General features: G+C 74.3%; 11 protein-coding genes and 1 riboswitch. Of the genes, 5 read left to right on the forward strand and 6 right to left on the reverse strand.

Going from position 1 to position 13,193, the window contains the following annotated elements; translation table 11 throughout:
* Positions 1-73: 73 nt before the first annotated feature.
* A complete protein-coding gene (locus ACFWIC_RS04585) occupies positions 74-3,697 on the forward strand; it encodes a CHAT domain-containing protein (RefSeq protein ID WP_380515769.1) in 3,624 nt (1,207 codons plus the stop codon).
* 63 nt (positions 3,698-3,760) lie between these two features.
* On the opposite strand, the gene ACFWIC_RS04590 is transcribed toward ACFWIC_RS04585, so the two are convergent.
* On the reverse strand, positions 3,761-4,345 hold the full coding sequence (locus ACFWIC_RS04590; RefSeq protein WP_380515772.1) for an NADPH-dependent FMN reductase: 585 nt from the start codon (positions 4,343-4,345) through the stop codon (positions 3,761-3,763).
* A 346-nt stretch (positions 4,346-4,691) separates the two neighbouring features.
* On the opposite strand from ACFWIC_RS04590, the gene ACFWIC_RS04595 reads away from it, so the two are divergent.
* Positions 4,692-5,369, forward strand: coding sequence for a TetR/AcrR family transcriptional regulator (locus tag ACFWIC_RS04595; RefSeq protein WP_380515775.1), 678 nt, complete (start codon positions 4,692-4,694; stop codon positions 5,367-5,369).
* 36 nt (positions 5,370-5,405) lie between these two features.
* Here the strand turns inward: ACFWIC_RS04595 and lepB are convergent, their stop codons facing one another.
* Entirely contained in the window at positions 5,406-6,431 is a 1,026-nt protein-coding gene (gene lepB / locus ACFWIC_RS04600; protein ID WP_380353714.1) for a signal peptidase I, read from the reverse strand.
* 138 nt (positions 6,432-6,569) lie between these two features.
* Positions 6,570-7,667 (reverse strand): helix-turn-helix transcriptional regulator, encoded by a 1,098-nt coding sequence (locus ACFWIC_RS04605; protein WP_355403938.1) that lies wholly within the window; start codon positions 7,665-7,667, stop codon positions 6,570-6,572.
* A 101-nt stretch (positions 7,668-7,768) separates the two neighbouring features.
* Between ACFWIC_RS04605 and ACFWIC_RS04610 the strand changes: the two genes are divergently transcribed.
* Complete coding sequence (locus ACFWIC_RS04610; RefSeq protein ID WP_380353711.1) at positions 7,769-8,143, forward strand: hypothetical protein; 375 nt, start codon at positions 7,769-7,771, stop codon at positions 8,141-8,143.
* A gap of 7 nt (positions 8,144-8,150) precedes the next feature.
* On the opposite strand, the gene ACFWIC_RS04615 is transcribed toward ACFWIC_RS04610, so the two are convergent.
* On the reverse strand, positions 8,151-8,321 hold the full coding sequence (locus ACFWIC_RS04615) for a hypothetical protein (protein WP_329952788.1): 171 nt from the start codon (positions 8,319-8,321) through the stop codon (positions 8,151-8,153).
* 152 nt (positions 8,322-8,473) lie between these two features.
* On the opposite strand from ACFWIC_RS04615, the gene ACFWIC_RS04620 reads away from it, so the two are divergent.
* Positions 8,474-8,650, forward strand: a complete 177-nt coding sequence (locus ACFWIC_RS04620; protein WP_380515780.1) for a hypothetical protein — start codon at positions 8,474-8,476, stop codon at positions 8,648-8,650.
* Positions 8,647-10,065 (forward strand): MFS transporter, encoded by a 1,419-nt coding sequence (locus tag ACFWIC_RS04625; protein WP_380515783.1) that lies wholly within the window; start codon positions 8,647-8,649, stop codon positions 10,063-10,065. Before ACFWIC_RS04620 ends, ACFWIC_RS04625 begins: the two co-directional genes overlap by 4 nt.
* Here the strand turns inward: ACFWIC_RS04625 and ACFWIC_RS04630 are convergent.
* Positions 10,032-11,201 carry a magnesium and cobalt transport protein CorA gene (locus ACFWIC_RS04630; protein WP_329952791.1) on the reverse strand — a complete coding sequence of 390 codons (1,170 nt, stop codon included), beginning with the start codon at positions 11,199-11,201 and terminating at the stop codon, positions 10,032-10,034. The genes ACFWIC_RS04625 and ACFWIC_RS04630 overlap by 34 nt on opposite strands.
* Before the next feature lie 360 nt (positions 11,202-11,561).
* Positions 11,562-11,735, reverse strand: a riboswitch (M-box (ykoK) riboswitch).
* A 430-nt stretch (positions 11,736-12,165) separates the two neighbouring features.
* A complete protein-coding gene (locus ACFWIC_RS04635) occupies positions 12,166-13,098 on the reverse strand; it encodes a RimK family alpha-L-glutamate ligase (RefSeq protein ID WP_380515786.1) in 933 nt (310 codons plus the stop codon).
* Positions 13,099-13,193: the final 95 nt, after the last annotated feature.

The raw sequence follows: 13,193 nt of genomic DNA on the forward strand, positions 1-13,193 counted from the left end.
AGACGCCGTCCTGGAGGCCCGACGGCTGTTACACCGGTCGCGAGACGGGCAGACCGCCGAGACCCTAGGGCCGGTGATCGACCGTCTGGCCCGCGCCGAGGTCGCGTTGGCGCAGGACGGGGCGGACTTCGCCATCGTCTTCGTACACCTGGGCATGTTGCTCGGCATCCGCTGGCTGAACACGACCGGGTGCGGAACGTCCGGAGCCTCGCCCGCGAGTTCCGCGGAACGGGCGGAGGCGCTGCGGCGCCTGCGGCTCGTGGACCGCGACGGGCCGCCGACCGGCATGCTCGCCGCAGAGGCCCGCATGGTGCTGTTCCTCCTGCTCACGCCCTGGGCCCTGCTCCGCACCGACGGCACCCGCACCGCCCTGCTGCACGCGCTGCTCGACGCGACGGACGGACGGGTGCTGACCGATGCGGCGCGCCGGGACCTCGTCGAAGCCCGGGACGTGGTCGACCGCATCACGGCGGCGTCGCCAGACCCGGAGATCGAACGGATGTACGCAAGGATCAAGGGGAAAGTCGAGCGGATGCTCACCGCCGGCGCGGCGGACGCCACACCGTCGGCGGGCGGTGGGGCCGCGGACGCTGCCGCATCCGACCGGGACCGGGAGCGGGACACCGGCGGCGCGGCCGACGACGTCGACCGCGCCGAGCACGCGCTGCTCAAGGCCGTCCGCGGCCTGGTGACCCTGGCCGGTGCGCGCAGCACGCCGCAGTTCACCCGTCTCCTGTGCTGGCTGCCCGTCGCGACGCACACCCGAGCGAACGGCGGGTCGCACACGGAGCTGGGGATCGACGCGGAGGCCTCGTCGCTGCTGTGCCTGGCCGCCACGGGCGGGGGCACCGGCGCCGCCGGGGTTCGCCGGGTCGCCGACGTAGCGCTGCGGGCGCTCCGCGCGCTGCCGTCGAACACACCCGAGCGGGCCCGGGTCGCCAGACTCCATGCCTACCTGCTCCTGGCCGCGGAGATCCGGGAACCCGGATCGGTCGACTTCGGCACCACGGAACGGCCCGCACCGGATCCGGACGACGACCGCATCCGTCTGACGGAGTGGCCGGCCGGCGTCACCCCGGAGCCCGGCCTGGCAGCCCATCTCCCCGGCCACGTCATGGACTTCGTCACCCATGTCGGGCTGCGCGAGCGGCGCCAGGCCGCCCTTCTCGACCGGCTGCTGGCCTATCGGACCGGCGATCCCGGCTATCTGGAGGACGCCGCCACCCTGCTCGGGGAGGCAGTGGGGGCAGCCGCCGCAGGGTCCTGGTGGTCCCTGGTCCTGAAGGCGGACCTGGTCGCGGTGCTGGAGCAGGCCGCCACGTACGGCGGGAGTCTCCAGGACGCCGACGCCTCGCTGGTCACCCTGCGCGGGCTGGGCGCCGCGCTGGAACGCGACGGTTCGGTGCCGCCCGACTCACCGTTCGCCGTCGACATCGCGCTCTCCACCGCGGACCGTGAGCTGCGGTACGCGCAGCGCACCGGCGACCACGAGGCCCTGCCGCGCCTTGTCGAGGAGCTCCGCGGCCGGTACGACGCGCTGCCACCGGACAGCGGCCTGCGCGGCGAACTGACGCAGCGGCTCGGCCGGATCGACGACCTGCTCGCCGACCCCGCGCAGGCCGGCACGCCCGGGGTGCCCGGGCTCGCCGGGCCCGAGGACCGCACCGCCCTGGACCGCACACTCGCCGCGTTCCGCCGGGCACTCGACGAACCGGAGCGGTATCACGATCACGAGTACGGCCGCCGTGCCACGCTCGGCCTGCGTCTGCTGTTCGCCGTCATGCGCGGCGAGAACGATCCGGCGCTCCTGGACGAGGCCGTCACGGAGTTGTCCGGTGCCCGCGCGCTGCTCGCCGAGGGGCGCGGCGGGACGCATCGCGTGGACGTCCTGACGAAGCTGGCCGAGGCCCACATGATGCGCGCCGCCCGGGGCGGCCCGGGCGGGCGCGAGGACGCCCGGGCGTTCGTGGAGATCACCCGCGAGGCGCTGGACGAGCTGGCCGCCGACGTCCTGCTCCAGATCGGCGCCGACCACGGCCTGTCGGCGGCCCTCGCCGGTGCCGTGCTGGCCCGGCGGCTGGCGTTCGCCGCCTTCCTCACCCGGCGGCCCGCCGACGCGGTGGCCGACCTGGAGAAGGGGCGCACCCTGGTGCTCCAGGCCGCCGACGCGTCCCGGGGCATCCCCGAACGCCTTGACGCCGCAGGCCGTCCCGACCTGGCCCGGCGGTGGCGCGCCCAGGTCACCGCGGGCCCGCTGCGGCCGGAGGACGCCGGCGGGCCGTCGACAACGACCGACGGCCCGCCGATCCCCGGCAGCCTGCGGCGCCAGGCGCTGGCCGTGCTCGGCCTCGTCCGTCGCGCAACCCCCGACGCCCCCCGCACCGGGCAGCCGGCGGACACCGCCGACGTGGCCGATCTGGTCGCCGGCCTCGCGGCCACGGACACGGACGCGTTGGTCTACCTGGTGCCCGGCATGCCGCTGCCCGACCGCACGCTGCCGGGCTTCGCACTGATCCTGCGGCCCTCCACCGGTCCCGTCCTGCTCCCCCTGCCGGAGCTGCTGGCCACGGGCAGCCCGCCGCTGGAGCGCTACCTCGACGCCGCGGCAGAGCGCTCCCGCGCGCTCGCCGATCCGGCGGCGGACGCGTCGTCGCGGGCGGCCTGCGAGGGACGGTGGCAGGACGCGCTGCGCGCGCTGTGCGAGTGGGCCGGGCGGGCCGTGATGGGCCCGGTCCTCGCGGCGGTGCCCCCTCCGCCGGAGCCCCGGGGGCCAGTGCCGGAGGGTACGGCGCCCCGGCCGCCCAGGATCGTGCTGGTGCCCTGCGAGCGGCTCGGCGCCGTGCCGTGGCACGCCGCGTACGTCCGGGGGCACGGCGAGCACGGTCACCGGTACGCCTGCCAGGAGGCCGTCCTCAGTTACGCCCCGTCCGGCGCCCGGTTCCTGGCCGCGACCACCCGGCGCCGGATGCCCCCGGCCGCCGGCCGGCAGGTACTGGTCGCCGACCCGGGGCTGAGCCTCCCGTGGGCCGAGATCGAGACGGCCGCGCTGCGCGCCGCCTGCTACCCCGACGCGCTCCGCTACGGCGAGTTCTTCTCCGCCGACGAGGCACCGGACGCCGCGGGCACACCGGCGGAGATCCTCGCGGCGCTGCCCGGAGGCGACCTACCGGCCTCCGTGGTCCACCTGTCCTGCCACGCCCTGGCCGCACCGCGCCCCACCGACTCCGCGCTGTGGCTGGCCGACCCTCCCGGTGCGGCCCCGGGATCAGGCCGGCTCACCGTGACCGGCATCCTCGACTGCGCCGCCCGCCGCCGGCCGGGCGACGCCGGCCCGCTGGTCGTGCTGAGCGCCTGCGAGACCGATCTGAGTACGCGCCACCACGACGAGGCGCTGACCCTCTCCACCGCGCTGGTCACGGGTGGCGCCGCGGACGTCGTGGGATCCCGCTGGGCGGTGCGCGACGGTCCGACCGCCGTGATGACGGCCGTCTTCCACCACCACCTCACCGCCGGCGGACTGGCTCCGCCCGACGCCCTGCGCGCCGCCCAGATGTGGATGATCGACCCCGGCCGCGCGTTCCCGCCCGCCCTCGACGGTCCCCTCCGCCACGAGGCCACCCGGTCGGACCTCCACCACCTCCACCACTGGGCCGCCTTCACCCACCAGGGCAACCCGGCGCCCGCGCCGACGGTATGAGGGACGGATCCTGCTGCGAACCGTCTTCGGCGCCGGTCCCGTTGCCGTCGTCGGCGCCGGTGGTCAGCTCGCCGGGCGGGCGGCGCGGGCGTCGATCTTCTCCTGGAGCGCGGCGAGCAGGCCCTGGAGCAGTCCGACGGTGGTCTCGTCGGTGAGGTTGCCGTCCCCGTCGAAGCGCTCGTGCGCCCGGAAGACGATGACCTCGGGCTTCACGACGACGTCGGTCTCGGTCCAGACGAACACCTGACGGAGGGCCAGCTGGGCGCGGACGGTGCCGAAGTTGGTCGGGGCGGCCCCGAGGATGGCGGTCGGCTTGCGGTGCAGGGGCAGGCCCTCGGTGCGGGACCAGTCGGTGCTCAGCCAGTCGATGGCGTTCTTGAGCACGCCGGGGATGGAGTAGTTGAACTCCGGCGTGGCGATCAGCAGGCCGTCGGCCTCCTGGACCCGGCGGCGCAGGTCCTGGACGACGGCGGGCCGCAGCTCGGGGGTGTCGAGGTCCAGGTCGTACGGAGGGATGTCGCGCAGGCCCTCGTAGATCTCGATCTCCTGGCCGCCCGGGTTGAACTTCTGTGCGGCGCGCAGCAGTCGGGTGTTGTGCGAGTCGGCACGCAGCGAGCCGGAGATGGCGAAGATCCTGGAGGCGGTCATGGCGGGCTCCTTCGGTGGAGGTGGTCGTTTCGTGCTCGTCGTTGCCGACACCGAGAAAACTAAACCGATCAGTTCAGAGTGTCAACTGAACAGTTCAGTATTGACAGTGCACCGGGCGGTGTAGTTCATTCGGGGCGTGACGGCACACGGCCCTCCCGGCCCGCGTCGCCACCGGTACGACCGGTGCCCTCCTTTGCCGACCGAACGGTTCAGTTCATATACTGGGCGCCCGTTCCCGGTGCCCGGTTCCTCCTGATTCCGGCCTCGGTGCCCGGTACCGGACGCCACCGGTGGTCCGACGCCGCCACCCCGCCCCGCACCCCCCACCACCGCGCGAAGGACAGCCATGGGAGCCGACCCCCAGGACGCGACCGACCAGTACGGCATCCCGATCATCCCGGACCCCTCCGACGCCGCCTCCCGCAAGCGTCGGGCGATCATCGACGCCGCGCTCGCCGAGTTCCTCGCCGAGGGCTACTCGGCGGCCTCGATGGACACCATCACCGGCCGGTCCGGCGTCTCGAAGGCCACCATCTACAAGCACTTCGGCAGCAAGGAACGCCTGTTCCTGGCCGTCGTCGGCGGCGTCCTGCCCAGGACCTACGCCGATCTGACGCCGGCCGGCCGCGCCGTCACCGACTCCCCGGACCTGCGCGGCGCGCTGGTCCGGCACGCCACCGAGCTGGCCCGGATCCTGCTGCGCCCCGAGATCATGTCGCTGCGCCGCCTGGTGATCGGCGAGATCGACCGGTTCCCCCAGCTCGGCCGGCTCTGGTACCAGGTCACCTACGACATGAACAACGGCCCCCTGGTCGAGGCGCTCACCGAGCTGACCGCCAGGGGCGAGCTGGACGTGCCCGATCCCGGACTCGCCGTCCAGCAACTGGTGGCCATCACCGTCGGCATCCCGCAGCTGACGCACACCTTCGCCCCCGAAACCCCGGTCGACGACGCGGAGCTCGCCGTGGTGATCGAGGCGGGGATCGACCTCTTCCTCGCCCGCTACGGCGCCCGCCGCGCCTGACCGGGGCGAGCCGGACGGGCCGGCGGTGCGAGGGGGTCAGCGCCCCCTGCGGGCGGTGCGCCGGCGCGCCCACAGGGCGAGGGGAACGGCGACGGCCGTCACGGCGGCCTCCGGCGCCGGAGGCCCGCCGAGCGGGTCACCCGCCGACCCGCCCAACGTGCTGCCGGCGGCGAGGCCCTGCTGGTCGAAGGTGTCCGGCACGGGCAGGGTGTCCCAGCGCGTCAGGGGCCAGGCGATCACGAACGCCCGGCCGATCACGTTCTTCACCGGGACGAAGCCGCCGCTCGGCTCGTTGACGTGGAAACGCGAGTCGCGCGAGTCGTTCCGGTGGTCCCCCATCACCCACAGGTGGTCCTTGGGGACGGTGACGGTGCCGACGGGCGCGTCCCCGCAGGGTGTCGCCCCGGGGAAGAGGTAGGGCTCGTCCAGCGCCACGTCGTTGACCCTGACCGGACTGCCCTCCTTGCACTCGACGGTGTCGCCGCCGACCGCGATGACGCGCTTGATCAGGTCCTGCTCGTCGTCCGACGGCAGCAGGCCGACGGTGCTGAGCGCCGTACGGATGCCCTCGACGAAGCCGTTGCCCTCGGACCTGGGCACCGGGCCCAGCCAGCCGCCCGGGTCCCTGAAGACCACCACCTCGCCGCGTTCCGGCTCGGCGCCGAACCACGGGGTGAGCTTGTCGACCAGGACGCGGTCACCCTTCTCCAGGGTGTGCTGCATCGAGCCCGAGGGGATGGAGAAGGCCTGGACGAAGAAGGTCTTGATGCCCAGGGAGAGCAGGATCGCGATGCCGATCAGGAGCGGCAGTTCCTGCCAGAGCGGACGTTTCCGCCGTTCCTTCCCCGCCCGGCGGCCGGCCCCGCCGTCACCGACGTCGCCTCCGCCCGGGCCGCCGTCACCGCCCGTACCGTCACCGCCCGGTTGCTCCGGCGTGCCCGGGCCGCCCGGGCCGTCGACGGCGGTCGCCGTTCCGGGCGTGGTGGAGGTGCCGTCTCCCCCGACGCCTCCGGCGCTTCCGCCGCCACCACCGGTTCCCGCCGGACCTGCGGTCTCGTCCATGCTCATTCCTGGCCCCCTCCGGACGGCCCGGCGGGCCCGGTGCGGAACCCCCCATGGTCAGCTAACGAACGGTGGTTCCCGTCACGGTCACCGGTCCTGCGCCTGCCGACCCGTCAGAACGTACACCCGCTCACGCCCCTACGGGGCCCCGCCTCCGAGCATGATCCGGGCGACGAGTTCGCGGCGGCTGGCCACGCCCGCCTTCGCGAACACCGACTTGAGATGGTCCTGCACCGTGTACGGCGTCATCGCGAGCAGCCGCGAGACGTCCCGGGTGTCGCACCCGCGCACCAGCAGCAGCGCGACCTCCTGCTCCCGCACCGTCAGCCCGTAGGCGGAGAGGTAGAGCGGCATGGCGTCGGCGGGTGTCGCCGGGGCCGCCACCACCGTCACCTCGCCGGCCGCGCCGCCCTTCAGCGCCGACCCGTGCAGCACGTACCACTGACCGTCCCGGTCCTGCACCCGTATCTTCGTCTGCGGCACCGGCAGCCCGCAGGCGGTCCGACGCGCCTGCTCGGCCGCGATCGCGAAGGCGGTCGGGACGCCGAGCGACGTCCGGCTCGGGTCCGCGAGCCGGAGCAGCAGGTCCTCGGCCGGTCCCGCCATCGCGAGGAGCCGGTTGGACGGGCCGAGCACGACCACGGCCGGACCGGGCTCCCCCTCTCCCGGGCCGGCCCCCGGACCGGCCTCGCCGACGGCCGGGAGGTGACACGCGCGCAGCGCGTTGCCCAGGTGCCGCGCCGCGAGGTCGGCCAACTCCCTTTGCTGGCCGAGGTACGGCCCCCGGTCGGCGCCCCGCATGAAAGCCGCGCAGCCCCACATCCCGCCGTGCGCGTCGAACACCGCGCGCAGTTCGTCGCCGAACCCGGCGGGGCTGATCAGCTCGCGGAACCGGATGCTCTCGCTCAGCTCCCCCCGCGTGGCCCGGCTGAGCGTCTCCGCCCGGACACCGCTGAGACGGATCTTGGGGAAGGTCGCGTAGTCGTCCTCCCACACCTCCAGCCGGACGGCGTCCTCGAAGGTCGCCAGGCTGAGGTCGTCGCTCAGCACGGACGTCACCAGGCCCGTCGCCGGGTCCGCCGAGTGCCAGCAGACGGCGTCGTACTCCAGGACGCCGCGCAGGAGTTCGTCCGCCCGGCGGAACAGCTCCTCGACCGCCAGACCCTCCCCGACCAGCTCCTTCAGCCCCTCGATCGCCTGCTGTGCCGCTGCTCCACGTGCCCCACGTGATCCCATGCGCCGGAAGCTAGCATGCATACCCACCACCCTCCCATGCGCCTGACGGAGGGTTCGGCATCCGCCTCTGGGAGGGGTCGGAGCAGCGTATTCTCATCCTCGTGATGGTCCGACTCACCCGGGACAGCGTCGCGATGGGCGACGACACCGATGCCCCGCACGCCGCCGAACTCGCCCTCCGGGAGGGCGCGACGGTGCACGAGGCCGGCCTCGCGCTGCTCGCGGCCCGCTACCCCGCGTCCGTCTCCGGCGGCCGCGCCACCTGGGTGCTGACCGTGGACGGAGGCGCGCCCCTGGCCGTTCTCGCCCAGCAGTGGGCCGAGCCGCGCGCGCTGCCCGGTGCCGACGGGCCGCTCGCACGCTTCGCCTCCCCCGACGGCGCGGTGCGGCTGCACCTCGTCTACCGCACCCAGCGCGATCCGGACGCCGAATGGTCCCGTCTGGCCGGCGGCGCCCCGCTGTTCGACCGCCCCTGAGGGAGCGTCAGCAGTTCCTCCCCCAGATCACGACGCAGTGCTCTCTCGTGTATTCCCGGATCCCGTCGACCGGCCCCGTCAGCGCCAGCACCACCAGCGATGCCGCGAGTCCCGCCAGGACTCCGAACAGCACCGCCGCCCCGACCAGCCGCCACAGCAGCCGCCCCCGCCCGCCCACGGCCCGCCCCCTCGTTCCGAACAGTCCCTCGCACCCATTCCCTCCGGACCGTCAGATCACCTGTGGTGCGGCCGAGTTGTGACCCTGACGGGAGGGAACCGGCGCTGCGGGACTCCTTCTGCAGAGTGCCCGGAGCGGTCTACCCTCCTCCCATGGTCGCGTCGATCACCGCCGCCGGGCCGCTCGCCCCGGCCCCGGCACCCGCCCCGGCACCCACCGACGGGGGCGTCCCCACGGCCGCCCGCGCATCCGCGCCCGTGTCCGTGGCCGCGCCCACGGCCGCACCCGCGCCCGCGCCCGCATCCACCGGCCAGGACGATCCCGCATGACCGTTCCGCCGGACGAACACGCGGCCCGCCGCCGGTACCTGACGACCTGCCTGCTCTACTGGCTACCGCTCGGCCTGGCCACCGCCCCCCTGGTGCTGCTGCTCACCGCACGCGGCCTCCCGCTCGGCACCGTCGCAGGGCTGTTCGCCGCCCACTCGCTCACCACCGCCGCCCTGGAGCTGCCCACCGGCGGGCTCTCCGACGTCCTCGGCCGCCGACCCGTCCTGGCCGCCGCCGGTCTGGTCGGCGTCGCCGCCTTCACCCTGCTCGCCCTGGGCGACTCCCCCGCGCTGCTGTTCCCCGGCATGGTGCTGCTCGGTGCCTCGCGCGCGCTGGCGAGCGGCCCGGCCGAAGCCTGGTACGTCGACGCCGTGCACGCCCGGACCGGTGCCGACGGCGACCTCCGACCCGGGCTGGCCCGGGGCAGCGCCACCGGTTCCGTCGCCCTGGCCGTCGGCACCCTGGTCGGCGGGGCCGTGCCGTGGCTGCTCTCCGGTGACCTCGGCGACCGCCTCACCCTGGCGACCGGCGGCCTGGTCCTGCCGCTCGCGGTACCGGTCCTCCTGGGCGCCGTCGTCGCGGCCGTCTTCGCCGGCTACGTCCTGGCCGCCCTCGCCGAACCCCCACGGCCGCCGGCGACGCTGCGCACGGTGGTCGCCGACGTCCCCACCACCATCGCCACCGGCCTGCGGCTGGGCAGGCGGAACGCCGTGGTCCGGCGCGTGGTGCTGACCGCCGCCGCCACCGGGGCCGGCCTGGCGGTGGTCGAACTGCTCACCCCCGGGCGGGCCGCCGACCTCACCGGGACCGTGGAGTCCGGCGCGGTCCTGGTCGGCGGGCTGGCCTGCGCCGGTTTCCTCTGCTCCGCGCTCGGCGCCAGGATCGCCCCGGGCGCCGCCGAACGGTTCGGCGACGCCCGCGCCGTTCCGGTCGGCCTCGTGCTCTGCGCCACCGGCCTCCTGCTGCTCGCCGTCACCGCGAACACCGCGGGCCCGGCCGCCGCCGCGTCCGCCGCGATCGGGTACGGCCTGGCCTACCTGGGGCTGGGCACGGCCGGACCGAGCCAGGGCGCCCTGCTCCACCGGGCCGTCACGGCGGACGCCCGGGCCACCGCGCTCTCCGTCCAGTCGCTCGCCCTGCAACTGGTCGGCGCCCTGGCCGGCCTCGCCCTCGGGGTGCTCCCGGCCGGACCGCCCCGCTGGCTCCTCGGCGTCGCCGCCCTGACCCTGGCCGTCCTCCTCTGGCTCCGCCCACCGGCCGACGGCCGGGCGAACAGCGACGCGGCGGACGGCGGCACGGTGGACGACGCCGAGGCGGGCAGCGACGCGGCGGACGGCGCAGGGGCGGACGCGCGCGGGACGAAGAGCCTGCGCCGCGGCCGTCAGAGCCAGTTGCGGCGCTTGAAGACCAGGTAGAGGCTCGTGCAGACCAACGCCATCAGGGCGATCGCGAACGGATAGCCGAAGGCCCACTTGAGTTCGGGCATCGAGTCGAAGTTCATGCCGTAGACGGTGCCGATCAGCGTCGGGGCGAAGAGGATGGCCGCCCAGGAGGAGATCTTCTTGATCTCGTCGTTCTGCGCGTGCCCGGCCTCCGCGAGCTGCTTCATCTCCTCGTTCTGCCGCTGCGACACCAGGGTCGCGTTGACGGTGAGGATGTTCTGCAGCATCTGCCGGAAGCCGTCGACCCGCTCGGCGGCGTAGGTCGCGTGGTCGGCGACGTCCCGCAGGTAGCGCTGGAGCTCGTCGTCGGTGCCGTACTTGCCGAAGCCGGCCTCCAGGCTCTTCATGATCTCCAGCAGCGGTCGGGTGGCGCGCTGGAACTCGATGACCTCGCGCGAGAGTTCGTAGATGCGCCGGGACACCTGCGGGTCCCCGCCGAACACCTCGGTCTCGATCTCGTCGATGTCGTGCTGGAGGCCCGCGATGACCGGCGCGTAGCCGTCGACGACCGCGTCCAGTACCGCGTACAGGACGGCCTCCGGGCCCAGCGCGAGCAGCTCCGGGTCGGCCTCCAGGCGCCGCCGCACCGCCGAGAGGTCGGGGGCCTGCGAGTGGCGGACGGTGAACACGAAGTCGGGGCCGACGAAGAGGTGGATCTCGCCGAAGTCCACCTCCTCCACGTCGTCGAGGTACCGGGCGGCCCTCAGCACGACGAACAGCGTGTCGCCGTAGCGCTCCAGCTTCGGCCGCTGGTGGGCGACGATGGCGTCCTCGACCGCCAGCTCGTGCAGGTTGAACCGCTCCGCGACCTCCAGCAGCTGTGCCTCGGCCGGGCGGTAGAGCCCGATCCAGGCCATCGTGCCGGGCTTGCCGGGCAGTTCGCGGTAGACGTCCGCCAGGTTGGCCGGCGTCGGCATCCGGCGGCCCTCGCGGTAGACGGCGGCGTCGACGACCGAACGCTCCAGGCTGACGTCCTCGGCCGGCTGGTCCGGGCGCGGGTCCATCGAGTGCTCGGGGGCGGGCTGGGTGTCGGTGGAGCGGGTCGGGACGGCGGAACGGGAGAACGGACGCTTGCTTGCGCGCACGGCGCGCACACGCCAGTCGGACATGGCGGGGTACCTCCGCTGTTCGGGGGCCACCGCACCCGGCCGGAAGGCTCGGGGCGGGGCAGGCGGGAGACGCCCGGCCGCCCTCCACCACGCACGGCGCCCGGCCGCGCGGTGCCGCCTGCCGGGATCAGCGGCGGGCGGTGCGACGACGGGAGCCGGAAGCGGTGCGGGAGGAGAAGTGCCGGGGGCCAGGAGATGGGGGGGACGTCCTGGGGCAGGGCCGACTTCGACCCGGGCTACTGCTCTCCACCGATCTCACCTCCTCGCCGTCGGGGCGCCCACGCAGGGTCACCGTGACCGGGCCACCAGGAGGATCCACACCGTCCGGCCGCACGCACACGTGCCCGCGACAGAAACGGGTGGGCACCCCTGATCTCGTCAGAGCTTTGGCACGCCACGGCGTAGCACCCGGGGGTGCAGCCACTTGGGGTCACCCCTTAGGCCGGGGAGACCTGTCCTGACCCTGGGCGTCTCTCGACGTCGTGGGGTCAGTGGCCTGTGTCCGTGGCGACGCCTCACCGAACGAGGTGCCTTCACAACTTCAATGAGTCTAGTACCCACCGGGGACTCCCTTCGACCAGGGGGCCCGCGCCCGATCCGGCGGAACACGCCCGAAGGGGCGCGCGACGGCGGCGAAAGCCCTTCCGCGCGACCCTCCGTTCACACCTTTCGAACCGTCAGTATCCTTGTGTTGCAGGAGTGTTGAGACGATCGGCGAACCTCGTGACGCCGAAGTCGATCCACGCTCGGTCGACTACGCTCGGTAGTGCGGCTCCCTTCGGCACGACCCCGGACGACCCCCGGACGACCGCCGAACGGGGCACGGCGGCGGTGATCGGCGACGGGCCGGCGGGGACGCCGACCGGACGGCAGCCGTGTGCGGCTGCTCGGTACGGCGGCTCGGTGGGACCGTTCGACCGGGACTCAGGTGCGACCGTTCAGTGCGACCGTTCAGAGGGACGGTTCAGTGGGACGGTTCGAGGTGGGCGGCGACGTACGGGACCGCGACCGCCTCCAGCGCGCCCGGCGAACCGAACGCCGGGTGGACGTTGACCTCGAAGACCACACCGCCGCTCTGGGCCGCCAGGTCCACGGCGGCGAACGGCAGCCCCACCGCTCCGGTCGCCTCGACCGCCAGCTCCGCCAGTCCGGCGGGCAGGTCGTCGACCGGAAGCGGGGTGGAGACGGCACCCCGGGCGAGGTTGCACGGTGCGTCCGGGTCTGCCTGCACGTGCTCGACCGCGCGGATCGCCCGCCCGTTCAGCACCGTCACCCGGAACTGGTGACGCCGACCGTCGGCGGTGAAGTTGCCGGCGTCACTCGCGAGCAGCCAGTCGGTGCCGGCCTCGGCGTAGCACCGGGCGGCGTCGGCGAGCTGGGCCCGGGTGGTGACGTGGAACACGTCCTGGCCGCTCATCCCGACGGCCGGCCTCGCCCAGACGTCGCCGCCGAGCCGGTCGAAGACCTCCACCGCCTCCTCGGGCGTGGGCCGGGAGAGGGTGAGGGTGGCCATCTGGCGGACGCCGTCCCGGGCGAACCGCTCCACCGCGAGGCGCTTGTCGGTGGCCACCCGCCAGCCGTCCACGGCGGTGCCCAGCGAGCGCACGCCGTGCTCGCGCAGCGCGCGCTGGCAGTCGGCGAGCTCCGTCCGCCGGTGCGGCGGTATCTCGTAGAGGAGCACCGCCGTGGCGGCCACGGCCAGGCCCTCGCCGGGCACCTCAAGGCTGACCCCGCCGTCGACGCCGCGCACCAGACCGGGACCGCCGGCCATGAAGTGCCGTGCGTCGAGCAGCACGGGTGCCCGGCCGGTGAGCCTGTGCACGGCGGAGGCCAGCGCCTCCCGACTGCCCTCGGACGAACTGTGATCGGTCATCAGAACGAGCTCGCTGCGCCCCATGGAGCCATGGAACATGTCGCGGACATGGTCAGGCAAGACCGTGTCCCGCACGCACGCCCCCCTCCGCCCCGGCCGGACGGAAATCCGGATGCGAA

Origin of the sequence: Kitasatospora sp. NPDC127035 (assembly GCF_042726075.1) — a bacterium.
Classification (GTDB): Bacteria; Actinomycetota; Actinomycetes; order Streptomycetales; family Streptomycetaceae; genus Kitasatospora.